We start from the raw sequence: 26,139 nt of genomic DNA, 5'->3' as shown, positions 1-26,139 counted from the left end.
AACCGACCCGGCGGCCCGGGGCCGGAGTTCAGTCCCCGGGCGCGGTCATCTCGACCAGCTTGACCACGGTGTTCCAGTTCCGGGTGGTGGCGATCAGTCCCTTGACCAGCCGGGGCCTGGCGAGATACTCCGCGAGCTTGGAACGGCCCAGCCCGTCGGGGGCGTAGAGGTAGAGGGCGCGGTCGCCGAGGCGGAACTCCTCGGGCAGATACGCGGCCGGGTCGATCTCGGCGAAGCGCTCGGCGCCGACCGGTTCCGAGAACAGGGTGAGGTGCAGCTGTCTGCCCTCAAGACGGTCCGCGGGGAAGGGGCAGACGTCGCGCACGGCCTTCAGATAGGCGTGGTCGCGCACGATCACCCCGGCCGTGAAGCCGAAGCGCCGCTCGATCCCCTCGGTGAGTCCGGCGGCGAGGGACTCCTCGTCGCCGTGGTCGCACCCGAAGACGGCCTGGCCGCTCTGGAGGTAGGTGCGGACGTCCTGGTGACCGAGTTCCTCCAGCAGAGCGCGGAGTTCGGCCATCGGGAGCTTCTTGCTGCCGCCCACGTTGATCCCGCGGAGCAGCGCCGCGTAGGTCGTCGTCATCCGCCCACCGTAGATCCGGGGCGCCTCCGGTCGGCGCCTGCGGTCCGCCGCCCCGCGGGCGTGGTGCGGCCCGGGGCAGTGGGACACTGGCGGGCGGACGGGCGTCCAGGCGCGCCCCGGGGGTGTCCGGCGGCCGTTCGTGAACGTAACGAGGACCGCGTCGAGGCACGGAGGGCGAGCACATGGACGAGGCGACGGCGCGGGATGTGCTGGCGGCGGCGGAGGTGCTGCCCGGCCGTGCCGGGGACGCGCGGCTCCTCGCCCTGGGCGAGAACGCGGTGTTCGCCGCCGGTGACCTGGTGGTCAAGGTCGGCCGGGACGCCGCGCTGCTGGACCGGGCGCGGCGGGAGCTGGACACCGCTCTCTGGCTGGCCGGTGAGGGCGTCCCCGCGGTGCGGGCGGCCGCACCCCGGCCGCTGCTGGTGGACGGCCACCCGGTGACGGTGTGGCACCGGCTGCCCGACCCGGTACGCCCCGCGGAGCCCCGGGATCTGGCCGGGCTGCTGAGGATCGTGCACGCCCTTCCCTCCCCTTCCTTCACGCTGCCGCCCCGCGATCTGCTGGACGGTGTGGAGCGCTGGCTGCGCCTTGCGGGCGCGGCGATCGACCCGGCGGACGCGGCCTATCTGCGGGAGCGGCGGGACGGTTTCGCCGCCGCGGCCGCGGGTCTGACGCCGCAGCTGCCGCCGGGGCCGATCCACGGGGACGCGCTGCCCCGCAATGTGCACATCGGCCCGGACGGGCCGGTCCTGGTGGATCTGGAGACCTTCGCGGCGGACCTGCGCGAACATGACCTGGTGGTCATGGCCCTGTCCCGGGACCGCTACGGGCTGCCCGCCGAGGCGTACGACTCCTTCACCCGGACCTACGGCTGGGACGTGCGCGACTGGGCGGGCTGCACGGTGCTGCGCGGCGCGCGGGAGACCGCCAGCTGCGCCTGGGTCGCACAGCACGCCCCGAGCAACCCCAAGGCGCTGGCCGAGTTCGAGCGGCGGGTGGCGTCCCTGCGCGACGGCGACGAGACCGTGCGCTGGTACCCCTTCTGAGCCGGGGCCGCCCGGAAGCCCCTCAGACCGTGTGCCGCTCCGCGGTCCGCAGCGGCCAGGCACCGTCCACCACGGCCTCCGGATCCCCCTTGCCGCGTAGAAACGCCTGGAGGTCCGCCGCCCAGTCGGCATGCCACTCGATCTGGTGGCGGTGCAGCTCCGCCGGACCGAGCGCCGCGATCTTCGGGTGGCGGTCGGCTATCGCCCCGGCGAGCCGGGCCGCGGCCAGGGCGTCCGCGGTCGCGTCGTGCGCGGCGTCCAGGGGGACGCCGTACTCCGCGCAGACCGCCTCCAGGGTGCGCTTGCCCCGGCGGTAGCGGTCGGCCCGGCGGTCGATGGTGTACGGGTCGACGACGGGCGCCGGGTCCACCCCGCCGAGCCGCTCGCGCAGCGAGGGCAGTCCGTACCGGCGCAGCTCCGCGGCGAGCAGGGTCAGGTCGAAGGAGGCGTTGTACGCGACGACCGGGACACCGGACTTCCAGTATCCGGTGAGGACGTCGGCGAGCGTGTCCGCGACCCGGTCGGCCGGGCTGCCGTCGGCTGCGGCCCGCTCGGTGGTGATCCCGTGCACCGCGACCGCGTCCGCCGGGATCTCCACGCCCGGATCGGCGAGCCACTCGCGGCGGCCGAGCGGCTCGCCGTCCTTGACCTCGATCACCGCCCCCGTGACGATGCGCGCCTCGCAGGGATCCGTCCCGGTCGTCTCCAGGTCGAATCCGATCAGCAGCTCTTGGTGCCAGGCCATGGCGGCCCCCCTTCTCGGTGGTGCTTTCCCCCAGTGGTCCTCACCCTCGCATGCGCCACTGACAGTCCGGGGGCCGCACTCCCCGAAGAGGCGGATACCGGTGCATCACAGGATGGATCAGGACACGGGGCGCGAATCGGCCCAGGCGAGTTCGAATTCCTCGCGATAGGTGGGGAAGAGACCGCTCTCGTCCGCCTCGTCGGACTTGACCACCCGGCTGCCGTTGCGGAGCACCAGCACCGGCGCCTCCATGCCGCGGCTGCGCCGCAGATAGGACTGCACCACCGCGATCCCGTCGGAGCCGTCCCCGTCCACCAGGTACGCCGTGAAGCGGGGGGTCTCGTCGAAGACCTGGATCTCGAAGGCGCCCGGATCGCGGAGCCTGGCGCGCACCCGGCGCATGTGCAGGATGTTCATCTCGACGGCCCGGCTCAGCTCGCCCTTGCGGATGCCGAGTTCCCGCTCGCGCCGCTTGACGGCGCTGGAGGCCGGGTTGAGGAACAGCAGGCGCACCCGGGAGCCCGATTCCGCGAGGCGCACCAGCCGCCGCCCGGAGAAGTTCTGCACCAGCAGATTGAGCCCGATACCGATGGCGTCCAGGCGGCGGGCGCCGCCGAAGATGTCCTCGGCGGGAAACTGCCGCAGCAGCCGCACCCGGTCGGGATGGACGGCGACCACGTCCGCGTAGCGGTCGCCCACCAGGTCCTCGACGGCGTCCACGGGCAGCCGCCGCGCGGAGGGCACGTCACCGCCAGCGCCGAGGATCTCCAGCAGCCGGGCGGAGGCGCGTTCGGCCTGGGCGAGCACCGCCTCCGACAGGGCCCGGTTGCGCGAGACCACGTTCCGGGTCACTTCCAGCTCGTCCAGGGCGAGTTCGACCTCACGGCGCTCGTCTATGTACGGCTCGAAGCACGGCCAGTGCTGCACCATCAGCTCGCGCAGCTGCGGCAGTGTCAGAAAGCTGAGGACATTGTCGTCGGCGGGGTCCAGCAGATACCCCTTGCGGCGGCTGACCTCGCGTACCGCCACCGCACGCTGCACCCACTCCTGCCCGGCGGGCCCGGCCGCGGCGACAACCCAGTCGTCGTCGCCGTGCACGGGTTCGTAGATCGGGCGGAGAACGGCGGCCACGACCGCGCGCAGCCGCTGTTCGACCAGATTCAGCCAGATGTAGGCACGCCCGGCTCGCTGGGCGCGGGTGCGCACCTCGCGCCAGGACTCGGCGTTCCAGTCCAGTTCCGGGCCGATGGACCCCAGGTCCATCGGCCGTGCCAGGGACACCGCCCCGGGCGGGACATCCGTGGAGTTTCCCTCGTGACCCTCGTCACCAGGGGGCAGCTCCAGCCCTCCCGAGCCCACCCGCGCACCGCCTTCCGCTCCCCCGAGCCTCCTCAGGGGCCAGGCCCCAGCCAACGATCAAGGAAGGGTACTCCGGGAGAGCGGCGGGATGCAGCCGGATGGACAGGGTGGATTATCAACTGCCAGGCTGCACATGCCCGTTCTGGCCCGCGAGGGCCGGCGGAGTGAGGGGATTCATAGCTGTGACATCGCGCGGGGCGATGGCGAAACCCTGCCAGTGCACCGGCATGGGCTGCTGGTCCTCGTCGCGGGCGATGTGGTGGAAGCCCACGTTCATCCACACCACCGGGTGAGTGAGCGTCTGGCCATTGACCCAGGTGTCGACCGACTTGCCCGCCCGGGCACCGCAGTTGCCCAGATTGTCGCTCGCGAACTGCTCGCACGCATTGTATTCGGTGAAGTAGACGTCGTGGCGGGTGAATTCGTGCCCGGGGTACTTGGTGCTGGCGCCCGGGACGAGTTCGTAGGACCGGGCGTGGCCGTCCTTGTTCTTGCCGGTGGCGCTGACGATCCGCCACCAGCGCATGTTCTTGGCGTCGCCCGCGAGTTCCTTGGCGACCGGGGTGCGGGTGGTCTTGTTGGTCGGCGCCTGGCCGCCCCGGGCGGGCGGGCTGACCTGGGAGTCGTACTGTTCGACCCGGTTCTTGGACGAGCCGTCGAGGCCGAAGTCCAGCCGCCAGAAGACATTGTGGCTATGGCTGGTGGCGTAGCCCCGCGCGCCCTTGCCGATGGGCCAGCCGCGGCCGTCGCCCGCATCGTAGTCGAAGGGCGAGAGGCTGCCGGTCGCGCCGACGTTCATATTGACCGTGCCGTCGTCCTGGAAGCGCCACTCGGTGATGTACTCGTACCAGCCGACCTTGTTGACGGTGTAGACCAGCAGGTCCTTGCCCTGGGTCTGGTAGACCTTGTTCCCGGTGTCGCTCTGCATGCGGTAGGCGTGGCCACGGGAACGGGTCGTGGTGCAGAGGCCGTTGACGGTGGGGTGGCGCGGGTCCCAGGCGTTCGGCACCTTGACCGGCTTGATGGTGCCGCCGGGACATTCGGCGGGTGACATCGGCGACAGGCCCTGGGCGAAGCCCGCGCCCGTCAGATCGCTGTACTCGACCGAGCCGTCGTCGTAGGGCACGTCGATCTGGGCGAGCCGTGCGCTGTTGAGGACCTGGATCGGGCGGGCCTCGCCGGGCGGCTGGTAGGAGACGTGTTCGAGGACGAGACCGGCATGGCTGTCGTAGCGCCAGCACATCCGCCAGGTGGTGCCGGTGGAGAGCTTCTGCTCGATCCGGTAGGCCGCGCTGCACCCGGCGGCCGGCTGGGCCGCGGCGGCGGCCCGGGGCTGGGCGACGGCGGGCGCGGCCGCCGTGCCCCCCAGGACGAGGCCGGCCGCCAGCAGGGCGGCCGCGGTACGCCTGCGGGCGGGGCTGTTTCTGTTCACGCGCATGACGAAGAGACTCCTCTTGCATACCTCGCGCGACGGCGAGAGGGGCGGAACGGAGCGGAAGGGGTACGGCGGTGGGCCGGGCGGCGCGTCCGCGGTCCGGGAAGCGGTGCTCCCGGGCCCCGGTGGCGCCGACGGCGTCCGGCTCAGGCGAGCCTGCCGACCTTCCGGCTGCTCAGGTCGATCACAAAGGAGCGGGTGTCGATCCAGGAGCCGTTCGGGATCTTCGGGAAGAGCCGCACACAGCGGTCGTGGCCGCACTGGCCGAGGACGGCCGGCTGGGCTCCCGGGACGGCCCGGTAGACGATGCTGGTGAGCATCAGCTGACCGGGCGAGGTCAGGTCCTTGCCCGTGGCGTCCTTGTAGTCGGCCTTCAGGCCCGCGCCCAGCGGATCCGCGATCAGCAGCCGGGCGGCCTCGGTGTTCTCGTCCGGGGCGAGCGGCGGCTGGACGCCCTGCTGGGTGGCGGTCCGCTCGACCTTCCCGGTCTCCAGGTCCACGGTCCTGGTGACGAGGGCGTCGTCCTGGTAGTCGTAGAACACCACCTCCGCGCGGCGCGGTGCGTCCGCGTCGTCGAGCCGGTCCGGGCCGGGGTCCGCGAGGTCGACGCTCAGCCGCTGCGGTCCCTGCTTCCCCGCCACGTCCCGGCCCGCCGCGAACTGCTGACGGGTCAGCGCGGCGGTCTCGGCGCGCCGCGTCTCGTCGTCGGTCAGCGGGTCGTCACCGCGGCCCTTCACCCCTTCGGCGGGAGCCTGCTCGACGACGCCCGGCGCCACCGCCGGGGAGCCCCCCGCCCCGTCCTGCCGGGCGGCGGCCCGGCCGCTCCCGGATGCGTCGGCCGACACCGAACCCGGCAGTGTGATCCCGACCATCACGGCGGTCCCCGTCACCGCGATGGCCGTACCCGCCACCACCTTGCCCAGATGGCGGCGCACGATATTGCGCACGTTTCCCCCTGCTCCCCCTGTGTCACGGGAGTGGCTAGAGCCCCACTGGTTCGGCACACGTGGTCGCACGCGTGGCTGCGCCTTACCACGTATGCACCGGTCGGCTGTTAAGAGGGATGTAAGTCATGGGGGGTTCCGCGACTTTCGGGGAAGACTCGGCTTCAGGGCGCCCCTCGGGGCCAGGACAACCGGGAGTGTCGTGTCCATGCAGGTCTGGCCTGGAGAGGCTTATCCGCTCGGCGCCACCTACGACGGCGCCGGGACCAACTTCGCGGTCTTCTCGGAGACCGCCGACCGGATCGAGTTGTGCCTGCTGCACGACGACGGCTCGGAGACCGCGGTGGAGCTGCGGGAGACCGACGCCTTCGTGCGGCACGCCTATCTGCCGGGGGTGATGCCCGGGCAGCGGTACGGGTTCCGGGTGCACGGCCCCTACGATCCCGCGCGCGGGCTGCGCTGCAACTCGGCGAAGCTGCTGCTCGACCCGTACGCGCGTGCGGTCAGCGGATCGGTGACGTGGGGCCAGGAGGTGTACAGCTACCCCTTCGGCTCCCCCGACAAGCGCAACGACCTCGACTCGGCGCCGCACACCATGGCGTCGGTGGTGATCAACCCGTACTTCGACTGGGGGGACGACCGGCGGCCGCACACCGAGTACCACCGCACGGTGATCTACGAGGCCCATGTGAAGGGCCTGACCATGCGCCACCCGGACCTGCCGGACGAGCTGCGCGGCACCTATGCGGCGCTCGCCCACCCCGCCATCATCGAACACCTGACTGAACTCGGTGTCACGGCGCTGGAACTGATGCCCGTACACCAGTTCGTCAACGATCACCGGCTGGCCGACATGGGCCTGGCCAACTACTGGGGCTACAACACCATCGGCTTCTTCGCCCCGCACAACGCCTACGCCTCCTGGGGCGACCGCGGCCAGCAGGTCCTGGAGTTCAAGTCGGCGGTCCGGGCCCTGCACGAGGCGGGCATCGAGGTCATCCTCGACGTCGTCTACAACCACACCGCCGAGGGCAACCACCTCGGCCCGACGCTGTCCTTCCGGGGCATCGACAACCCCTCGTACTACCGGCTGACGGACGACCCGCGCTACTACATGGACACCACCGGCACCGGCAACTCCCTGCTGATGCGCTCCCCGCACGTGCTCCAGCTCATCATGGACTCGCTGCGCTACTGGGTCACCGACATGCATGTGGACGGCTTCCGCTTCGACCTCGCGGCGACCCTGGCACGCCAGTTCCACGAGGTGGACCGGCTGTCGTCCTTCTTCGACCTGGTCCAGCAGGACCCGGTGGTCTCCCAGGTGAAGCTGATCGCCGAGCCCTGGGACGTGGGCGAGGGCGGCTACCAGGTGGGCAACTTCCCGCCGCTGTGGACCGAGTGGAACGGGAAGTACCGCGACACCGTACGGGACCTGTGGCGCGGCGAGCCGCGTACGCTCGCGGAGTTCGCCTCCCGGCTGACCGGCTCCTCGGACCTCTACCAGGACGACGGCCGCCGCCCGCTCGCCTCGATCAACTTCGTGACCTGCCACGACGGCTTCACCCTGCACGACCTGGTGGCCTACAACGACAAGCACAACGAGGCCAACGGCGAGGAGAACCGCGACGGGGAGAGCTACAACCGGTCCTGGAACTGCGGGGCCGAGGGCGACACCGACGACCCCGGCGTGCTGGGGCTGCGGGAACGCCAGATGCGGAACTTCATCGCCACCCTGATGCTCTCCCAGGGCGTGCCGATGCTCAGCCACGGCGACGAGTACGCGCGGACCCAGGGGGGCAACAACAACGCCTACTGCCAGGACAACGAGCTGTCCTGGGTGGAGTGGCCCGAGGACGACGGCGGCGGGCTGCTGGAGTTCACCCGGGCGATGGTGTGGCTGCGCCGGGACCACCCGGTCTTCCGGCGCCGCCGCTTCTTCCACGGCCGTCCGGTGCAGGGCACCCACGACGAGCTGTCCGACATCGCCTGGTTCACCCCGCAGGGCCGGGAGATGACCCAGCGGGACTGGGACTCGTCCCAGGCGGGCGCCCTGACGGTGTTCCTCAACGGCAACGCGATCTCCGAACCCGACCCGCGCGGGGAGCGCATCACCGACGACTCCTTCCTGCTGATGTTCAACGCCTCCCCGAAAACGCTGGAGTTCGTGGTGCCCGTCGACCACGGCCGCCAGTGGCAGGTGATCGTCGACACCTCCGTCCCCGAGGGGGTGACACCCGGCACCGGGGACAAGCTCCCGGCGGGAGGCGTGCTGACCCTGGTGGACCGGAGCATGGTGGTCCTCCAGCGACCGGCCTAGGGGTGCCGGGGGGGCGCTCCGGCGGGTCGCGCGGGGATGCCCGGTGGCGCTCCGGCCGACCCGCCCGGCGAAGCCGGGCGGCACCCGGCGGCGCGTCCGCGGCACAAAAGGCGGCCGGGCGGGTACGTAGGCTCCATGACACCTGAGCGTCCCGCCCCGCCGGTGCCCACCGCCACCTACCGGCTCCAGCTCCAGCCGGAGTTCCCGTTCGGCGCGGCCGAGGCCGCCGTGCCGTACCTGGCCGCACTCGGCGTCTCCCATCTGCATCTGTCCCCCGTCCTGGAGGCGGTGCCCGGATCGACGCACGGCTACGACGTCGTCGACCCCGCACGTGTCCGGGAGGAACTCGGCGGCGAGCCGGGACTCCGCGCCCTGGCCCGCACCGCCCGGGAGCACGGGATGGGCCTGGTCGTGGACATCGTCCCCAACCACATGGCCGCCGACCCGCGCCACAACCGCGCCCTGTGGGAGGTGCTGCGCGAGGGACCGGCGTCGCCGTACGCGCGCTGGTTCGACATCGACTGGGAGGCGGGGGGCGGTCAGGTGCTGCTGCCCGTGCTCGGCCGACGGCTCGGCGAGGAGTTCGGGCAGCTGAAGGTGGACGGTGACCTGCTGCGCTGCCGGGACCTGGTCCTGCCGCTGCGCGAGGGCACCGCGACGCTGCCGCTGCCTCAGCTGCTCGACGCCCAGTGGTACCGCCCGGCGTGGTGGCGGCTGGCCCGCACGGAGCTGAACTACCGGCGGTTCTTCACCATCTCCGAGCTGATCGGCGTCCGGGTGGAGGACCCGGAGGTCTTCGCGGCCACCCATGGCACGCTGCTGCGGCTGCTCGACGAGGGAGTGGTCGACGGGCTGCGGGTGGACCACCCGGACGGTCTCGCCGACCCGGAGGGCTATCTGCGCCGACTGCACCGGGCCACCGGCGGCCGCTGGACCGTCGTGGAGAAGATCCTCGCGGCCGACGAACGGCTGCCCGCCACCTGGCCGGTCGCGGGCACCACCGGATACGACGCCCTGCGCCGGGTGGACGGGCTGTTCACGGACCCCGCGGGCGCCGCGGACCTGCTCGGCCACTACCGGCGCTTCGCGGCACCCGCGGGCGACCGCGGCGGCCACTGGGCCTCCACCGCCCGGCGCGCCGCGCACCGGGTGGTCACCCATGACCTGGCGGCCGAGGTGGACCGCCTCACCCGGGTGGCGAGCAGGCTGTGCGAGACCTCCCCGGACCCCGCGCTGCGCGACCACGCGCCCTGGGCGCTACGCACCGCGCTGTGCGAACTCCTCGTCCGCCTGGAGGTGTACCGGCCCTACGCGCCGGAGGACGCCGCCGCGGTCGTCACCGAGGAGGCCGCCGCCGGGGCCCGCGCCGCGTTCGCGGTGCCCGAGGAGGCCCATGCGGTGACCGTCGTACGGGACCTGGTGCTGGGCCGGGCCGGGGAGGGGCCCGTCCACGCCGAGTTCCGGGCCCGGTTCGCGCAGACGGCGTCGGCGCTGCGCGCAAAGTCCCTGGAGGACGCCGCCTTCTACCGCTATGTGCCGCTGCTGTCCGCGAACGAGGTGGGCGGCGACCCCGGCGCCCCGGCCGTCGCGCCCGAGGACTTCCACGCGTACTGCGCGCGGGTGCAGCGCGACTGGCCCGCCACCGGGACCGCGCTGTCCACCCATGACACCAAGCGCAGCGGGGATGTGCGGGCCGCGGTCTCGGTGCTCGCCCAGTGCCCCGGGCGCTGGGCCGACGTACTGGCCGAGGCGACCCGGGCGGGCGGCACCGGACCCGACCCGCATCTGGCCTGGGCCGCCTGGCAGACGCTCTTCGGACTCGGGCGCGCCGACCGGGACCGCCTGCACGGGGCCCTGCTCAAACAGGTGCGCGAGGCGGGCCTGCACACCACCTGGACCGAGCAGGATGCGGCCTACGAGGAGGCGGTGGCCGCGTTTGTCGGCGAGGGGCCCTGCGGGGCTCCGGGACGGCTCGTCATCGGGTTCCGCGAGGAGCTGGCGCCGCACATCCGGGCGAACGTCCTCGGGGCGGCGCTGCTCCAGCTGACGATGCCGGGGGTGCCGGACCTCTACCAGGGCACGGAGGACGAGTACCTGGCCCTGGTCGACCCCGACAACCGGCGGCCGTTCGCACCGCGCGAGGAGTCCTCGGAGAAGCGGGACCTCACCCGGGCCGCGCTGCGGCTGCGCGGGCGGCGCCCGGAGGTCTTCGGCGCGACGGGCGGCTACGCGCCACTGCGCGCCGAGGGTCCGGCCGCCGGGCACTGCGTGGCCTTCGCCCGCTCCGGGGAGGTGCTCACCGCGGTCACCCGGCTGTCGCTGCGCCTCGCCGAGGCGGGCGGCTGGCGCGACACGTCCCTCACCCTGCCGCCCGGCGCCTGGACGGACGTCCTCGCCCCCGAACGCCGGTTCGCGGGGACCGTACCGGTGGCGGACCTCTTCTCCCGGCTGCCGGTGGCGCTGCTGGAGCGGGCCACCGGGGAGTGAGGGAGCCCGCCCCGGACGGAGGCCGGCGACCCGGGCGTCACGGCTCGCCCGGGCCGCTGGGTCAGTGCTGCGGGCCCGGGCCCGGGCCGCTCGGTCAGTGCTGCGGTCCCGGGGCCGGGATGTCCGCGATCGCGAACACCATGCCGGTGCGCGCCTTCATCTCGCAGGAGTTGGCGAAGGTGTGGCTGTACTGGACCGGGCGGCCGCCCCACTCGCCGCGCGCGGCCACCGTCACGGGCGCGTAGAGCATCGGGCAGAACGAGTGTGCGGGCGGGATGCGTCCGATGTCCCCCCGTGCCGCGTCGAGTTGCGCGCAGGCCCGGGCCGCCTCCGCGGGGCCGTGCGGCGGGTCGCACAGCAGCAGGGTGCCGCTGCCGTCCCGGGAGCGGTCGTCGCCATGGGTGACGGTCAGATAGAGCCAGTGGCCCACGGTGTGCGGGCGGGGCGCGGCCTGGGCCGGGGTCAGGGGAAGCAGGGCGGCCGCGGCGAGCAGGGCCGCGCGCACCAGCGTGGTCTTCGTGGTCATTCCGTATGCATCGGCACCGCGGCCCGGGCGCCCCAGCCCGACTCACCCGAATGGGAGCGCACGGGCGTGTACCGACCGGCCAGTTCGACGGTCGCGAGCACCACGCGTGCCTGGTACTCGGCCTGCCGTTCGACCGGGATCCAGCGTGCCCCGTAGCCGTCGCGGTAGTCGGCGCACCAGCCGTCGATGAGCGCGTCGAGTTCCGGCAGGGTCCGGGCCGCCTCCGCACCGGCGGCGCGGGCCAGCCGGTGCAGCAGCCCCGCGGTGCGCAGGGCGACCCGGCGGCCGGAGATCCCCAGCGAGGCCAGCCGGGCGGCGTCCAGCGGGGGCAGGGGCCGCTGCCGGGTGCCGTGCGCGCCCGGGTCCCAGGAGTCGGCGAGTTCGGGTCCGACCAGCAGATAGTCGTCGACCGGGGCGAGCAGCCGGGCGGCGTCGGGGACTGCGCCCGCCAGGGGGCGTATGCGTTCCAGGAGGCCCGCCAGCAGCCGCAGGTCGTGGCGGAGGCGGGCGCCGACGGCGCGGAGTGCCGCGTCGGGGTCCGGGAGCGGGGAGGCGTCCTCCACCGCTGCCACGCCCCACATGGGTGCCTCCACCACCGCGGTGACGGTGCCGTGGCGGTGCGGGTGGTACCAGGTCGACTCGACCGCGGCCTCGGTGATGGCCGCGGCCAGGTCGCCGCGCCGGGGCGGCGGTATGCGGTACACGGCGGGGCCGAGCGCGGGCCAGTACAGGGTGTCGTAGGGGGCGAGTTCGCGCGGGATGCCGAGGCGGGCCGCGGTGCGGGCGAGGTGCCGGTCCAGGCCCGGCAGGTCGCGGGTCAGCTCGACGAATCCGCCGCCGATGTCGACGCCGTGCAGGGAGCACTGGACGAAGGGCCGCAGTTCGTCCTGAAGGTCGAGCAGGGTGCGGGTCTCGGGCAGCGCGGCGCGCTCCGCGCCGTCCGGCAGCCATTCGGGCTGTTCCAGGAAGCCCGGCCGGAAGAAGTGCCGCACATAGCCGCCGAGGCGGTACGGGCCGGACAGCCAGCCCTCGTTGCGGCGCGCGCCGTCGGGGTCCAGGCAGAGCAGCAGATCCCAGGTGAGGCCGTCGCCCGGCGGGGGCCCGGCGAGGACCCGCTCGGCCAGGCGCAGGACGGTGGCCCCGCCGACCGGTTCATTGGCGTGGGGTCCGGCGACCACCAGGGCGTGGCGTTCGCCGTGTCCGACGGAGAGCAGCCACAGGGGCGTGCCCCCACGGGAGGTACCCACCCGGCGCAGCCGGGCGTCACGGGGGTGGCGGGCGGCGAACGCGGCCGCCCGCGCGCCGAGTTCGTCCACGGTGAGATAGCGGAGGAGGGGCGGCATGGCACACCTCCACGGTGGGGTGCGTCGGTTCACCCGGTGTCCCGGTGTCCCGGTGTACGGACAGTCAGTCACGTCACGGGAGGTACGTCAACACCGCGGCGGAAACGGGGGCGAAGCGGGGCGGACGGTACCGCTTCGGCGGATCGGGGCGGCGCGCACCAGGCGCCTTGGGTGCCGTAGGGCGGTTACTGCGCCGCCAGCCGGAAGGCCATCGTGCCGAAGCTCACCTGGTCGCCGTCGCGGACGACGGCGGCGCCGATCACCCGGCGGCCGTTGACCGTGGTGCCGTTGGTGGAGCCGAGGTCGCGCAGCACCCACAGGCCGCCCTGGTGCCGGAGTTCGGCGTGCACCCGGGAGACCGTGTCCTGGCTGAGCCGGAGGCCGCTCGCGGGGTCCCGGCCGATCCGCAGCGGGTAGGGGCTGCCGGGCCGGGGCAGCAGCAGCTTCGGCAGCCGTTCGGCCTGCCAGGCCCGGCGCAGCCGCACGGTGAATCCGGAGACCGCCCCGACGGTCTCGAAGACCAGCCGCGACCAGCGGTTCTCGGGGGTCAGGTCGGCGGTGAGCGCGGCCAGTTCGGCCGGTTGCCGGGCCGCCAGGGCCAGTTCCATGCGCCGCAGGAAGGTGTCGTGCGACAGCCGCCCCACGGCGACGCCGTCGCTCAGTACCTTCAGCGCCCGGTCGCGCTCGGCGTCGGAGAGCCGTGCGGGGTGCGCGGGGTAGGTCTGGAACTCGAAGGACGACGTCACGGAGGTGATTGTCGGTCAGTAGAACCCCCCTGTCCAGGAAACGACAAAACGACCAACGGGGCCGTCGGAGTCCTTCGGGCGTGTCAAAAGGGCGGATCCCGCGGCCGATTGATCGCGGATGACGCACCATGGACGCGCTACATCACGATGAGCAGACGAGGGGGAACCGTCCGTGCAGTTCGAGGTGTGGGCACCCGGGGCAGCCCGGGTGACGCTTCATTGCGAAGGCGCAGAGCGCGCGTTGGCCCGCGATCCGGAGCGCGCGGGGTGGTGGACCGGTGAGGCGGAGGCCGGGGACGGCGCCCGGTACGGGTTCGCCGTGGACGAGGGTCCGGTGCTGCCCGACCCCCGGTCGCGCCGCCAGCCGGACGGCCCGGACGGGCCGAGCGCGGTGGTCGACCAGGGGCGGTACGGGTGGCGCGCCCCGTGGGCGGGGCGGGGGCTGCCCGGTGCGGTGCTGTACGAGCTGCATGTGGGCACGTACACCCGCGAGGGCACGCTGGACGCGGCGGCGGAGCGGCTCGGCCATCTGGTGGAACTGGGCATCACCCACGTGGAGTTGATGCCGCTGTGCCCCTTCCCGGGGCGGCACGGCTGGGGGTACGAGGGGGTCTCGCTCTGGGCGGTGCACGAGCCCTACGGCGGGCCCGAGGCGCTGAAACGGTTCGTCGACCGAGCCCATGAGCTCGGCCTCGGGGTGGTGCTGGACGTGGTCCACAACCACCTCGGCCCCTCCGGGAACCATCTGCCCGCGTTCGGGCCGTACTTCACGGACAGCTATCACACCCCCTGGGGTGCCGCGGTGAACCTGGACGCGCCGGGCTCGGACGAGGTGCGCGCGTATCTGACCGGCAGTGCGCTGGCCTGGCTGCGCGACTACCGGCTCGACGGGCTGCGCCTGGACGCGGTGCACGCGCTGCACGACAGCCGGGCGCTGCACTTCCTGGAGGAGCTGTCCGCGGCGGTGGACGCGCTGGCCGACGAGACCGGGCGGCCGCTGTTCCTGATCGCCGAGTCCGACCTCGGCGACCCCCGGGTCGTCACCCCGCGCGCGGACCACGGGCTGGGGCTGCACGCCCAGTGGAACGACGACTTCCATCACGCCCTGCACACCGCGCTGACCGGCGAGTCGCAGGGCTACTACGGGGACTTCGCCCGGGCCCCGCTCGCCGCCCTCGCCAAGACGCTGACGAACGGCTTCTTCCACGACGGCACCTACTCGACCTTCCGCGGCCGGACGCACGGGCGGCCGCTGGACCGTACCCGGATCTCCGCCCACCGGCTGCTCGGCTACGCCCAGACCCACGACCAGATCGGCAACCGCGCCCTCGGGGACCGGCTGTCCGCGTCCCTCTCCCCCGGGCTGCTGGCGTGCGCGGCGACGCTGGTGCTCACCGCGCCGTTCACACCGATGCTGTTCATGGGCGAGGAGTGGGGCGCGGGGACGCCCTGGCAGTTCTTCACCGATCACACCGATCCCGGGCTGGCCGAGGCCGTACGCAACGGCAGGCGGCGGGAGTTCGCGGCGCACGGCTGGGCGGCGGAGGAGGTGCCGGATCCCCAGGACCCGACGACCCGCGACCGCTCCTGCCTCGACTGGTCCGAGCCGGCCGGGGGGACCCATGCGCGCCTGCTGGCCTGGTACCGCGAGCTGATCGCCCTGCGCCGCGCCCAGCCCGACCTCACCGACCCCGACCTGGCGGGCGTGAAGGTCGCCCACGACGAGGACGGCCGCTGGCTCGCCTTCCGCCGCGGGGACGTCCGGGTCGCCGTGAATCTCGGCGCGGAGCCCGCACGGATCCCCCTCGGCCTTCCCGGCGCACGCGTACTGGCCGCGTGGGACCCCGTGGAGCCCCCGGACGCGGAGGGTGCGCTGCGGCTGCCCGGCGAGTCGTGCGTGGTGCTGACCCAGGCGTGAACGCGGCCCGGCCACGGCAGCCCGCACTGCGGCGGGGGCCGCCGTGGCCGGGGACTGCTGTGGCCTGAGGCCGCCGTGGCCAGAGCCGCCGCGGCCGGGGACTGCCGCGGCCGGATGTCGCCGCGGCCTGAGGCCACCGTGGCCGGGGGCCGCTGTGGCCGGGGGCCACCGTGGCCGGGGGCCGGGCCGCTGTGGCCTGAGGCCGTCGCGGCCAGAGCCGCCGAGGCCGAGGACTACCGCGGCCGGATGTCGCCGCGGGATTGAGGCCACCGTGGCCGGGGGCCGCTGTGGCCGGGGGCCGCTGTGGCCGGGGGCCGCCATGGCCTGAGGCCGTCGCGGCCAGAGCCGCCGCGGCCGAGTACTACGCGGCCGGACGTCGCCGCGGCCGGGACCGTCGCGGCCTGAGGCGGCCGTGGCCTGAGGCCCCCGTGGTCGCCGTGGGGTTTCGCTACGGCGCCTCGTCGTCCGGCAGTTCCGTGATGCGCTCCAGCAGGATTGCCTCCCAGGCGCGGTGCAGCCGGGCGCGCAGGACGGGCTGCGGGGTGGGGTCGCGGCCCTCCAGCGCGTCGGCGAGGCGGGCGAGTGTGTCGCACCGGGCGAGCCACAGACCGCGCAGGCAGGGGCGGGCGCCGTAGCCCGCGAGGGTCGCGGCCCGCACCGCCGCGGGGGCGCCGACGGAGGCCGCGAGGCAGGCGATGTCCTCCGCCGGGTCGCCGACGACCGCCTCGCTCCAGCCGAGGATCCCCCGCACCCGCCCGTCGCCGCTCATCACCAGATGGTCGCCGCCCAGGCCGTGGTGGACCAGGACGGCGGCGCCGGGCTGGGCGGCCAGCTGGGCCGCGACGGTCGCGGTGAGCTGGGCGAGCCGCCCGGGGTCGAACTCCTCGTCCCCGGCGAGGGCCCCGGCCCGGCTCGCGGCGGCGGCCCGGAGCGCCGGAAGGGAGCGGGGCGGTACCCGGGGGACACCGGCCGACTCGGCCTGGCGCACGGGCACCTCCCGCAACCCGGTGAGCAGGGTGGCGAGATCCGCCTCGCCGAGCGCGGAGACGGCCGGTCCCTCGGCCGCGGTGCCGGGCAGCCGGGCGTCCAGGGTGTAGGCGAGCCCGGCGGCCCACTCGCCATGGGCGACGCCGGACGGGATCGCGATCTGGGTGTGCTGCCGCACCAGGGCGCGCAGCCGCAGTTCGCGGCGCTGGCGCGCGGAGGCGTCGCGGTCGGTGGCCAGCCGCAGCACATGCCGGGTGCCGACCCACCAGGTACGGTGCCCCGGGCTCTCGGCGGCGGGTGCCACCTCCACCGGGCCCTCGCCGGGGAGCAGGGAGCGGACCAGTTCACGGACGGTCTCCGCCGTCGGTGTCGGTGCCTGAGTCATGATCGCGCCGTTGTCGTCTCGGGGGTGGACGGGGGACTTCCCGGGTACCGGGGCGGCCGTCCTCGCCGGGCGGCCGCCCCGGCCGTCAGCCGACCACGGCGAGCTCGCGGGAGGTGTTGTTCAGGCGCCGTCCGCCGTCCTCGGTCACCGTCACGATGTCCTCGATCCGCACCCCGAACCGGCCGGGCAGATACACCCCGGGCTCCACGGAGAAGCACATCCCGGGCACGAGGGGCTGCTCCTCCCCCTCGATCATGTACGGCGGTTCATGGGTGGTGACGCCGATGCCGTGCCCGGTGCGGTGGATGAAGTACTCGCCGTACCCGGCCTCCGCGATGACCGCGCGGGCGGCACGGTCCACGTCCTGGCAGGCGGCACCCGGACGGACCGCGCGGAAACCCTCCTCCTGGGCGGCGCGCACCAGTTCGTGCACCGTGCGCTCCTCGTCGGTGGGCTCGCCGACATGGACGGTGCGGGAGGTGTCCGAGCCGTAGCCGTGCTTGAGGCCGCCGAAGTCGAGGACGACCATGTCGCCGCGCCCGATGACGCGTTCACCGGCCTCGTGGTGCGGGTTGGCGCCGTTGGGGCCGGAGGCGACGATGGTGAAGTCGACCTGGCTGTGCCCGAACCGCCGGAGCAGACCGTCGAGATCGGCGGCGACCTCCCGCTCCCGGCGTCCCTCGAAGCGGACCTTCCGGATCTCCTCGTAGGCGGTGTCCGCGGCTGCTCCCGCGGCGGCCAGCCGGTCGAGTTCCGCGCTGTCCTTGACGGCCCGCAGCATCGGCAGGGCGCGGGTGAGGGCGAGGTGCCCGGTGTCCGGGAGGCGCTCGCGCAGTGCGAGCAGATGCAGCGCCCAGGCGTTGTCGCTGATGCCGTAGCGGCCGGCGGGCCGCAGCAGGGCGGCGGCCGCCCCGTAGGGGTCCTGGCCGTCGGTCCAGTCGCGCAGGGTCAGCGCGGGCGCCCCGGCCGCCCCGGCCGCGTCGGGCGCCTCCAGGGCCGGCACGACGAGGACGGGGTCCTGTCCGGCCCGCAGCACCAGCAGGGTGAGGCGTTCGGTCTCCACCGGCCGGTATCCCGTCAGCCACACCAGGTCGGGTCCGGGCGCGATCAGCAGCCCGGCGAGCCCGGCCGCGTCGGCGGCCTCCGCGGCCCGCCGCATCCGGGCCGTGTAGTCGTCGGCCGTGAAAGGGGCGGGACCGCCAGGGGCGGGCGGGGCGGGCGTGCCGGTCATCCATGTCCTCCGCGGGTCCGGGTTCTCCCAGGATCTACGGGCAGCATCCTGCCCCTCCGCAGGGGCGGACGCGAGCCCATCGCGACGGTGGCGGCCGACGACGACACGGCACAGGCCTCGCGGCTCGCGGCTCGGGGTTCACGGCCCGGGGTTCGCGGCACACCATCACACCGTCCCACCGCCCACCGCCCGCCGTCCCACCGCCCGCCGACCCGGGGCTCCCGACCCGGGGCTCCCGACCCGCGGACCCGGATCAGGTGAGGACGCCCGGTGTCGCGGTCAGGTGGGTGACGGAGCCGTCGGCGCGGCGGACGGTCAGGGTGACGGGTGTGCCGGGGCGGACGGCCGCGACCGCCCGGGCGAGGTCGGCGGCCGAGCACAGGCGCCGGTCGCCGACGGCGAGCAGGACCTCGCCGCTGACCAGACCCGCGGTGTGGCCCGCGCCCGGGACGCGGACACCGACCAGCAGCGCGCCCCCGTGCTCGGCGTCGACGGCCTCGACGCCGAGCACGGCCCGCGGGGCCGCGCGGGCGGACCAGGGACCGGAGTGCCGTCGGTGCCCGGGCAGGTGCGCCGGGACGCGCCGCGAACTCTCCGAGGCCGGGGTGGCCAACGGCCCGGCCTTGTCGGTGAACCGCTGCGCCTGCGCCAGCCTGCCCATGCCGGTGAGGGTGGCCCCCACCGTGCCGAGCCCCACCCCGGACAGCACCAGGAACACCCCGGCGACCAGGGCGGACAGCAGGTTCGCCCCCCGTCCGCCCCGGCGCGGGGGCAGCGCCCGGCGCCGTGCGTGGCCGGACGGCCGCCCGCCGGGGCCCCTTCCGGGTCCGGGCCGGTCCATGGTCCGCCTCCCGTTCGCCGGGCGTCCCGTCGTCAGCCGGCGACCGGCAGCGGCCGGCGGATCACGGCGGAGGCCAGGTCCGGGACGAAGCCGTGGGCACGCCGGGCCAGGTCGGCGGCGCCGTAACGACGGCAGCCGCGGTGCCAGTTGAGGATGCCGGACATGTAGTTCTGAAGTTCTCCGACATAGCCGTCCAGGGCGTCCCTGGCCTCCTTGGAGAGGTCGAAGTCCTCGTAGAGCACGGGCAGTTCATGTGCGGAGACATGCTGGAACTGGCGCATCCGCTGTGTCATCAGGTCGCCCACGATCCGTACGGCCGTCGGATAGTCGCAGCCGAAGAAGTTCTGCACCACGAGGACGGCGTTGTGGATCTCGCCCTCGTACTGGATCTCCTTCTGGTACGAGAACACGTCGTTGATCAGCATCGCGTAGTCGATGGCCGCGTTCTCCAGGGCGCGGACGGGTCCGCTGCGGTAGACCTCCGGCGGGACCGCGGGGCCGTGTCCCCTGCGGCACAGGTTCTTGGTGAGGTCGGCGCCGAAGGTCGCGCGGCGCATCTCCAGATAGTCCACCGGGTCCGGGATGCGGTTCTGGAGCTGGTTGGACAGCTCCCACAGCCAGCTCTCGGTCATCGCGTCCACGGCCGCGCGCAGCGTCTGCCGGTCGTCGGGGGTCATCCCGGCGGTGGAGCGCGCCCACAGGTCGATCAGACCGCGCTCCATGGCGTTGACGGGCACCGGGAAGTCCCCGCCGTCCAGCGGCATGCACGAGGACAGCCGCCCGGTGCACTCCCTGGCCCCCGCGAGGTCGCGCCGCAGGCCGAAGACCAGGGGGTAGTAGTCGTCGCCGTAGGTGCCCCAGGCGAGCCACTGGGAGCTGAGGTCCAGGGCCTCGGGGGTGGCCTCCGGGTCCAGACCGGCCGCGCACAGCGGAAGGTCGTAGGCGAGGAGTTTGTCCTCGTCCCAGACGCCCTCCCGGAGGATGCCCGTCCGGTGCGCCCAGGGGGTGAGTCGGTCGCGGGCGCCGTCCAGATGGGGGCTGAGTTCCAGTTCGTAGGGCATGTGGAAGTCGGGCAGGAGGGAGGGGCCCACCTGCTGGAAGGGGACATGGGTGTGGGCGCGCAGCCGCTCGGCCCCCGCGTCGGCGAGCAGGACGCGCACATCGGCGGCGGAGGTGCCGAGGCCGCTCGGGAAGGGGCCCCGGTTCACGGGGGCTGCCTCCTTGTTCATATAGCGGCTGGACTTCATGTGCCATTCGTGGCCGCCGGACTGCCAGTCCTGGAGTCCCTGCGCGTACGCGCCGATCGCGGTGACCTCGGCCGGGGTGAGGCCCTTGTCCAGGGCGAGCGCGGGCACCTCGGTGAGCGCCGTGTGCTCGAACTGGTGCAGCCGTGAGGTGAGGACGTCGTTGACGGTCTCGGCGGCCTCCTGCGTGGTGCAGCCGAAGAAGGTCTCCAGGACCAGGACGCCGTTGCTGAGTTCGCCCTCCTCCTCGACCTCGCGCTGGTACGAGAACAGGTCGTTGCGCAGATGGACGGCGTCGGAGAAGGTCTCCATGAGCACCCTGAGCGGGCGGGACTCGGCGACGGCGGCGGGCACTTCGGCGGTCGCGAACTCGACCAGGCCCGCGGACCAGGGGGCGCCGCCGACCTTGCGGCGCATCTCGATGTACTCGACGGGGTTGGAGATCCGTCCCTCGTTGATGTTGGACAGCTCCCACAGCGACTCGTTGAGCAGATGCTCGGTCGCGACCGCGAACCGGCGCCGCCAGTCGGGGGACATGGACGGCACGGTCCGCGCCCACAGGTCGGCGAGGCCCGCCTCGACCGGGTTCTCCGGCTCGGGCACGGGGGTCGCGGGGTCCAGGGGCATGAACAGCGGCAGCCGGTCCAGATGGGACTTGCCGCCCTCGCGGTCCTGGGTGCGCTTGAAGGCCTCCAGGAAGTGGTCGTCGAAGAAGAACACCCACACATACCAGTCGGTGATCAGGGACAGGGCCGGTCCGTCGCAGTCCGGGTGGGTGTACGCGCAGAGCAGGCCGTAGTCGTGCGCATCGAGATCGGACTGCTCCCAGATGCCGGAGCCCTCCAGCATGCCCATGGCACGGGCCCATTCCGTGGAGTGGGACCGCGCCTCGTCGAGGTGCGGGTTCAGCCGCGCGGGATACGGCATGTAGAAGTGCGGGAGTTGGAAGGGCTGCGTCATGGCCGGGCCCTACCCGGGGGCCCTGCGGGCCATCCGTGTGACGGGAGGTGATCACACCATCGCGTGAATTCGGTGCATGTACGCCGTCCAGCGCCCGGAGCGTGGCCGCTCGCGCGCCGCCCGTGGTGTCACGCCCCCTTGCCGCGCCCGCTCCCCGCGGCCACGGTGGTCCCATGACCTCCTTCGTGCTGCCTCATGAAGTGCACGGCGACGGCCCCCACAAGGTGTTCGCGGTGCACGGCTGGCTCGCCGACCGGGCCGCGTACGCCACGGTGCTGCCGGACCTCGACCGCGGTGCCTTCACCTACGCCCTGGTGGACCTGCGCGGCTACGGGGCGGCGCGCGGCGCGACCGGCACCTTCGGCACTGCAGAGGCCGCCGCCGACCTGGTGGCCCTCGCGGACCGGCTGGGCTGGGACCGGTTCTCGGTGATCGGGCACTCGATGGGCGGCGCGGTCGCACAGCGGCTGCTGGCCCTCGCCCCCGGCCGGCTGCGCCGGATCGTCGGTGTCTCGCCCGTCCCTGCCTCGGGCCTCGCCCTGCCCGCCGACCAGTGGGAGCTGTTCGCGGGAGCCGCCCACCGGCCTGCCAGCCGACGCGTGATCCTCGATGTCACCACCGGGGGCCGGGCCCCGGCCGCGTGGCTGGACCGGATGGTGGCGCGGTCGCTGGCGCACAGCGACGCGACGGCGTTCCGGGCCTGGCTGGACTCCTGGGCCAGGGAGGACTTCCACACCGAGGTCGAGGGCGCGGCGGTGCCCGCGCTGGCGGTCACGGGCGCGCTCGACCCGGCGCTGACGACGCAGCTGCTGCGCGAGACCTGGCTGCGCTGGTACCCCGGCGGGGCGCTGGTCGAGCTGGCGTCGGCGGGTCACTACGCGATGGACGAGGCGCCCCTCGATCTGATCCGCGCGGTGGAGGACTTCCTGCGGGCCGAGGACGTCACGGCGTGAACGCCCGTACGGCGCCACCCGTGCCCGATGTCTTCGACCCGCGCCGCTACGCGGAGGGGGTGCCCCATGAGGCGTACCGCGTCCTGCGCGACCACCACCCCGTGGCCTGGCAGGAGGAGCCCGAGGTGCTCGGCTGGCCGGCCGGGCCCGGCTTCTGGGCGGTGACCCGGCATGCGGACGTGGTGCGCGTGCTCAAGGACCCGGCGACGTACTCCTCGTGCCTCGGCGCCACCCAGATCCGTGATCCGGACCCCGCGGACCTTCCGTTCGTCCGGCGGATGATGCTCAATCAGGATCCGCCCGCCCAGGGGCGGCTGCGGCGCCTGGTCAGCCGGGCCTTCACCCCGCGGCGCATCGAGCGCTTCACCGGCCTCGCCCGGGACCGCGCCCGTGCCCTGCTGGCCGGTGCGCTGGACCGGGCCAGGGCCGGGGACGGCACCTGCGATGTCGTGGCCGCCGTCACCGACGACTACGCCGTCCTCAATCTCGGCGATCTGCTCGGGGTCCCCGGGCCGGACCGCGGTCTGCTGCTGGACTGGACCCGGCGGGTCATCGGCTACCAGGACCCGGACGAGGCGTCCCCGCGGCGGGCGGATGCCGCGGGCCCGCCGGTGGATCCCAGGTCACCGGCCGCCCTGCGGGACATGTTCGGCTACGCGCAGGATCTGGCCGCCCACAAGCGGGCCCGGCCCGCCGACGACATCATGACCACCCTGGCCACGGACCCCGAACTCACCGGCCCCGAACTGGAGATGTTCTTCTTCCTGCTGACGATCGCCGGGAACGACACGGTCCGCGCGGCCGCGCCCGGCGGGCTGCTGGCCCTCGCCCGGCACCCGGCGGCGTACCGGGCGGTGCGGGAGCACCCGGACCGGCTGCCGCTCGCCGTCGAGGAGTTGCTGCGCTGGCACCCGCCCGTGCTCAGCTTCCGGCGGACCGCCGTACGGAACACCGTGCTGGCCGGGCGGCGCATCCGGGCGGGCGACAAGGTGGTCGTCTTCCATGCCTCCGCCAACCGGGACGAGCGGGTCTTCACCGCGCCGGACCGGCTCGATCCGTTCCGCACGCCGAACCCGCATGTCTCCTTCGGGGACGGCCCGCACGTCTGTCTGGGCGCGCACTTCGCCCGGCTCCAACTGCGGGTGCTCCACGGGGAGGTGCTGCGGGCCCTGCCCGCGCTGCGCCTCGCCGCACCGCCGGAGCGGCTGGTCTCCAACTTCATCAACGGCGTCAAGTCGCTGTCCCTGCACCTCACTTGACGGTCACCGACGGGTCCCCGTGCGCGCGGCCCGGATCACGGCCGGACCTGGATCAGCGCATGGGTGCCGCTGGTGCGCCAGTGCTGTCCCTCGGCGGCGGTCAGGGCGGTCTCGGTGGCCGAGTCCAGGCCGACGACCACATCGGATTTCAGCGTGCGCAGCGCGGCCACCGGGCCGGGAAACCGGACGACGGCGTCCGCGAAGGGGGTGGTCGGCGGATGGAGCCGGTCGCCCACCAGGCGCCGGTAGTTGAGATCCCCCTTGAAGATCGTGAGGTCCGCCGCGGCGAACCGGTCGCGCAGGTCCGCGGGCATGTCCGCGTACGGCAGCGGGGCGCAGAAGAAGGGGTGCGCCGCGACCTCGATACGGCCGTCGGCGAGCGCCGCCCACAGACGCTCCCCGGCCTCACCGGCAGCCCCCTCCGCAGCCGTCAGCCGACGTACCGCGTCCACGACGTCGGCCGTGATGGCGTCGGAGACGTAGTAGGGGTACGGCTTCACCTGGAGCAGGGCGCGCCGGGCCCGTCCATGGCCCAGCAGATGGTCGAGGAGCAGCAGGTCGGGGATCAGCTCCCGGCCCGCGTTGTCGGCGACCAGGCAGACGGTCCCGACGGGCAGCAGCGGGCGGAGCGTCTCGCCGTCGTCGGCGACCAGCCGGGAGCGGGCGGTGGGGGCGCCGGGCGCGGAGAGCCGGAAGCCGAGGTCCGCGCGGTTGCCCCAGAGGGAGCCGTGCAGCAGGGCGCGCTCCCGCTCCTCCTCGGGCCGCTCCGCCAGCCGGTCCAGGGCCGCCAGTTCCCCGTCCGTCTCCGGGGCGTCGAGTTCGGCGAGCTTGAAGGGGCGGAAGGGGTCGACGCCCTGCCAGGGCCCGGGGCCGAAGTAGCCGACGGCTTCGAGGAGGCAGCGGTAGAAATAGCTCTCGGACCACAGGAAGGGGGCCGCGAACCAGGAGCGGCCGAGGTGGTCGGCGGCGCCCCAGGCCGCCCAGCGCTCGTCGTCCTCGGTACCGAGCGGTTCGATGACGCCCTCGGTGACGGAGGTGAGCAGCGCGTCCAGCGCCCGCCGCTGCCCGGGGCCGTAGGGGAAGGCGTCGCGCACGGCGCGGATGAGGGCGGGATGGCGTCCGGCGAGGACCCCGTGCGCGAAGGAGTCCGGCTCCTCTGCGGTGATCACCGGGGCCTCAGGCATGGCCGGGGCTTCCCGTGGGCCCGGCCTGGAGCCCGGGCGGCAGCTCGGCCTCCGCGGCCCGTTCCTCCAGCTGGGGCCCGTGTCCGGCCTCGGTCCACACCAGCTTTCTGAACTGCTCCGGGGTCAGCCGCCCCGGCCAGGGGGTGCCGCCGGGGCAGAACACCGACCCGCATCCGGTGCAGTGGTACGCCGGGCGCCACAGCGCCTCGGCGCGGGGTGCGCCCGCCGCCACGAGGACCCGCTCCCGGGTCTCGCCCCGGACCACCACGAGGGTGCCGACGAACAGCACTACGGCGAGCAGCGAGCCCCCCGCGGTGAAAAGGGGCTTCCCGCCGCGGATGCCGCCGCAGGCCAGGGCGATGCCGACGGCGGCCATCAGCATGCCCTCGGCGAAGTGCAGCCCGCTGTCGAACCGGGACGGCGCCTCCGGCGACCGTGCCAGCCGGTCGGCCAGGCCCTCGCGCCGGGCCGCGGGGTCGGCGCAGACCTCCGGCACCGCGCGCGCCCCGCCAGGGCCGCAGCCCGGACACCTCACCTCGGCCGCCCCGTGGGCGCTCTGCGTTGCCATGGCCCTACGCTAGCGGCCCGGACCGCCCGGCAGCGGATCAGCCGTCCGTCGTCCGGAAGCCCGGGGAATCGGTGCACCGGACGTGCCGGTGCTCCGGACCTGTCGGTGCACCGGACCTGTCGGTGCGCCAGACCTGCTGGTGCTCCGGACCTGCCGGTGCTCCGGACCTGCCGGTGCTCCGGACCTGTCAGTGCTCCGGATCCCGGTGCTCCGGGCCTGTCAGTGCTCCGTCTTGGAGGTCACCGTGAAGCGGGCGCCGTCCGGGTCGGCAAGGACCGCCTCCTCGGAGCCCTGGGTCCACTGGAGCACCTCGCCGCCGTGGGTGCGGGCGACATGGACACAGGCGTCGACGTCGGCGACGGCGAAGTTCACCTGCCAGTGCGGGCGGATCGTGGGGTCGGGCGCCGACTCCACGGCCCCCGAATGGATCCGCGCCACCACCACTCCCCCGCTGCGCAGCACGACCTCGTCGCCGTCGTACTGCACCTCGCAGCAGCTCTGGCGGGCGGAGGCCCAGTCCAGGACCTCCCCGTAGAAGATGGCGGCGTCGAAGGCGTTGCGGGTGTGCAGCCGGATGAAGGTGGGGGCGGCCTCGCGCCACTGCTCCCAGTCGGTCACGAGCCGCCCCTCCCAGATGCCGAAGACGGCTCCGTCGCGGTCCGCGAGGAGGGCGGCCCGGCCGGGCGGCAGGGAGAGCGGGCCCACGGCCGTGGTGCCGCCGCGCTCACGGCAGCGGGCGGCGACGTCGTCGGCGCTGGGGACCGCGAAGTACACGGTCCAGGCCACGGCCATCTGCCACATCGATGCGACGGCCGCGATCCCGGCGACGGGGACCCCGTCGACGACGGCCACCCGGAACCGGTCGCCGAGGCTGTTCGGCCGCCACTCCCAGCCGAACACGGCCCGGTAGAACTCCTCGGTGGTCTCGACGTCGCGGGTGGTCAGGCTGACCCAGCACGGCGCGCCGAAGGCCGCGTCGCCGACGGCTCCCCGCTTGCCGCTTGTGTCGTTCTTGGCCATGACCACTACACCGCCCGCAGTCGAGGGGTGGGCGCCGGCACCGCTCCGGCCGCTC

General features: G+C 73.9%; 21 protein-coding genes. 6 read left to right on the top strand and 15 right to left on the bottom strand.

Annotated elements, in window-relative coordinates; translation table 11 throughout:
* Nucleotides 1-28: 28 nt before the first annotated feature.
* Nucleotides 29-583, bottom strand: a complete 555-nt coding sequence (locus ACIHAA_RS01500) for a DUF1697 domain-containing protein (RefSeq protein WP_399811537.1) — start codon at nucleotides 581-583, stop codon at nucleotides 29-31.
* Between the two features lie 182 nt (nucleotides 584-765).
* On the opposite strand from ACIHAA_RS01500, the gene ACIHAA_RS01495 reads away from it, so the two are divergent.
* Nucleotides 766-1,629, top strand: coding sequence for a phosphotransferase enzyme family protein (locus tag ACIHAA_RS01495; protein ID WP_399811535.1), 864 nt, complete (start codon nucleotides 766-768; stop codon nucleotides 1,627-1,629).
* A 22-nt stretch (nucleotides 1,630-1,651) separates the two neighbouring features.
* On the opposite strand, the gene ACIHAA_RS01490 is transcribed toward ACIHAA_RS01495, so the two are convergent.
* The 4 genes from ACIHAA_RS01490 to ACIHAA_RS01475 all read right to left on the bottom strand — a co-directional run bounded on the left by ACIHAA_RS01490 (nucleotide 1,652) and on the right by ACIHAA_RS01475 (nucleotide 6,115).
* Entirely contained in the window at nucleotides 1,652-2,374 is a 723-nt protein-coding gene (locus ACIHAA_RS01490) for a 3'-5' exonuclease (protein WP_399811532.1), read from the bottom strand.
* Between the two features lie 117 nt (nucleotides 2,375-2,491).
* Nucleotides 2,492-3,733, bottom strand: a complete 1,242-nt coding sequence (locus tag ACIHAA_RS01485) for an SAV2148 family HEPN domain-containing protein (protein ID WP_399811530.1) — start codon at nucleotides 3,731-3,733, stop codon at nucleotides 2,492-2,494.
* A gap of 115 nt (nucleotides 3,734-3,848) precedes the next feature.
* A complete protein-coding gene (locus ACIHAA_RS01480; RefSeq protein ID WP_399811528.1) occupies nucleotides 3,849-5,171 on the bottom strand; it encodes a copper amine oxidase in 1,323 nt (440 codons plus the stop codon).
* Nucleotides 5,172-5,314: 143 nt separating this feature from the next.
* The gene (locus tag ACIHAA_RS01475) at nucleotides 5,315-6,115 is read right to left on the bottom strand and encodes a Tat pathway signal sequence domain protein (RefSeq protein WP_399811525.1); all 801 of its coding nucleotides are present in this window, start codon (nucleotides 6,113-6,115) and stop codon (nucleotides 5,315-5,317) included.
* A 205-nt stretch (nucleotides 6,116-6,320) separates the two neighbouring features.
* On the opposite strand from ACIHAA_RS01475, the gene glgX reads away from it, so the two are divergent.
* Both glgX and treY read left to right on the top strand, forming a co-directional pair.
* On the top strand, nucleotides 6,321-8,432 hold the full coding sequence (glgX, locus tag ACIHAA_RS01470; protein ID WP_399811522.1) for a glycogen debranching protein GlgX: 2,112 nt from the start codon (nucleotides 6,321-6,323) through the stop codon (nucleotides 8,430-8,432).
* 135 nt (nucleotides 8,433-8,567) lie between these two features.
* Nucleotides 8,568-10,919, top strand: coding sequence for a malto-oligosyltrehalose synthase (gene treY / locus ACIHAA_RS01465; RefSeq protein ID WP_399811519.1), 2,352 nt, complete (start codon nucleotides 8,568-8,570; stop codon nucleotides 10,917-10,919).
* Nucleotides 10,920-11,013: 94 nt separating this feature from the next.
* Here the strand turns inward: treY and ACIHAA_RS01460 are convergent, their stop codons facing one another.
* The 3 genes from ACIHAA_RS01460 to ACIHAA_RS01450 form a co-directional block, all read right to left on the bottom strand.
* Complete coding sequence (locus tag ACIHAA_RS01460) at nucleotides 11,014-11,445, bottom strand: SSI family serine proteinase inhibitor (protein ID WP_399811516.1); 432 nt, start codon at nucleotides 11,443-11,445, stop codon at nucleotides 11,014-11,016.
* Nucleotides 11,442-12,788 carry a M14 family zinc carboxypeptidase gene (locus ACIHAA_RS01455; protein WP_399811512.1) on the bottom strand — a complete coding sequence of 449 codons (1,347 nt, stop codon included), beginning with the start codon at nucleotides 12,786-12,788 and terminating at the stop codon, nucleotides 11,442-11,444. Before ACIHAA_RS01455 ends, ACIHAA_RS01460 begins: the two co-directional genes overlap by 4 nt.
* A gap of 185 nt (nucleotides 12,789-12,973) precedes the next feature.
* Nucleotides 12,974-13,534: an FHA domain-containing protein gene (locus ACIHAA_RS01450; RefSeq protein ID WP_399811510.1), complete on the bottom strand. Its 561-nt coding sequence runs from the start codon at nucleotides 13,532-13,534 to the stop codon at nucleotides 12,974-12,976.
* A gap of 172 nt (nucleotides 13,535-13,706) precedes the next feature.
* Between ACIHAA_RS01450 and treZ the strand changes: the two genes are divergently transcribed.
* A complete protein-coding gene (gene treZ / locus ACIHAA_RS01445; protein WP_399811508.1) occupies nucleotides 13,707-15,452 on the top strand; it encodes a malto-oligosyltrehalose trehalohydrolase in 1,746 nt (581 codons plus the stop codon).
* 448 nt (nucleotides 15,453-15,900) lie between these two features.
* Here treZ and ACIHAA_RS01440 read toward each other — a convergent pair whose 3' ends face one another.
* From ACIHAA_RS01440 to cyc2, 4 genes are all read right to left on the bottom strand, one after another.
* Complete coding sequence (locus ACIHAA_RS01440; RefSeq protein ID WP_399811505.1) at nucleotides 15,901-16,824, bottom strand: aminoglycoside phosphotransferase family protein; 924 nt, start codon at nucleotides 16,822-16,824, stop codon at nucleotides 15,901-15,903.
* 85 nt (nucleotides 16,825-16,909) lie between these two features.
* Entirely contained in the window at nucleotides 16,910-18,055 is a 1,146-nt protein-coding gene (locus ACIHAA_RS01435) for a M24 family metallopeptidase (protein ID WP_399811503.1), read from the bottom strand.
* 253 nt (nucleotides 18,056-18,308) lie between these two features.
* The gene (locus ACIHAA_RS01430; protein WP_399811501.1) at nucleotides 18,309-18,896 is read right to left on the bottom strand and encodes a PDZ domain-containing protein; all 588 of its coding nucleotides are present in this window, start codon (nucleotides 18,894-18,896) and stop codon (nucleotides 18,309-18,311) included.
* A 32-nt stretch (nucleotides 18,897-18,928) separates the two neighbouring features.
* A complete protein-coding gene (gene cyc2, locus ACIHAA_RS01425; RefSeq protein ID WP_399811497.1) occupies nucleotides 18,929-21,100 on the bottom strand; it encodes a germacradienol/geosmin synthase Cyc2 in 2,172 nt (723 codons plus the stop codon).
* 173 nt (nucleotides 21,101-21,273) lie between these two features.
* On the opposite strand from cyc2, the gene ACIHAA_RS01420 reads away from it, so the two are divergent.
* Together ACIHAA_RS01420 and ACIHAA_RS01415 are read left to right on the top strand one after the other, a co-directional pair.
* Nucleotides 21,274-22,053 (top strand): alpha/beta fold hydrolase, encoded by a 780-nt coding sequence (locus tag ACIHAA_RS01420; RefSeq protein ID WP_399811494.1) that lies wholly within the window; start codon nucleotides 21,274-21,276, stop codon nucleotides 22,051-22,053.
* Entirely contained in the window at nucleotides 22,050-23,312 is a 1,263-nt protein-coding gene (locus ACIHAA_RS01415; RefSeq protein WP_399811491.1) for a cytochrome P450, read from the top strand. Before ACIHAA_RS01420 ends, ACIHAA_RS01415 begins: the two co-directional genes overlap by 4 nt.
* Nucleotides 23,313-23,347: 35 nt before the next feature.
* On the opposite strand, the gene ACIHAA_RS01410 is transcribed toward ACIHAA_RS01415, so the two are convergent.
* The 3 genes from ACIHAA_RS01410 to ACIHAA_RS01400 all read right to left on the bottom strand — a co-directional run bounded on the left by ACIHAA_RS01410 (nucleotide 23,348) and on the right by ACIHAA_RS01400 (nucleotide 26,084).
* Nucleotides 23,348-24,496 carry a damage-control phosphatase ARMT1 family protein gene (locus ACIHAA_RS01410; RefSeq protein WP_399811489.1) on the bottom strand — a complete coding sequence of 383 codons (1,149 nt, stop codon included), beginning with the start codon at nucleotides 24,494-24,496 and terminating at the stop codon, nucleotides 23,348-23,350.
* Nucleotides 24,489-25,064 carry a hypothetical protein gene (locus ACIHAA_RS01405; protein ID WP_399811487.1) on the bottom strand — a complete coding sequence of 192 codons (576 nt, stop codon included), beginning with the start codon at nucleotides 25,062-25,064 and terminating at the stop codon, nucleotides 24,489-24,491. Before ACIHAA_RS01405 ends, ACIHAA_RS01410 begins: the two co-directional genes overlap by 8 nt.
* 219 nt (nucleotides 25,065-25,283) lie before the next feature.
* Nucleotides 25,284-26,084 (bottom strand): VOC family protein, encoded by an 801-nt coding sequence (locus ACIHAA_RS01400; protein WP_399811484.1) that lies wholly within the window; start codon nucleotides 26,082-26,084, stop codon nucleotides 25,284-25,286.
* Nucleotides 26,085-26,139: the final 55 nt, after the last annotated feature.

This window comes from Streptomyces sp. NPDC052040 (genome assembly GCF_044548405.1).
GTDB lineage: Bacteria > Actinomycetota > Actinomycetes > Streptomycetales > Streptomycetaceae > Streptomyces.
The sequence above is the reverse complement of the archived record's forward strand: the minus strand, read 5'-3'. Positions and strand labels throughout refer to the sequence as shown.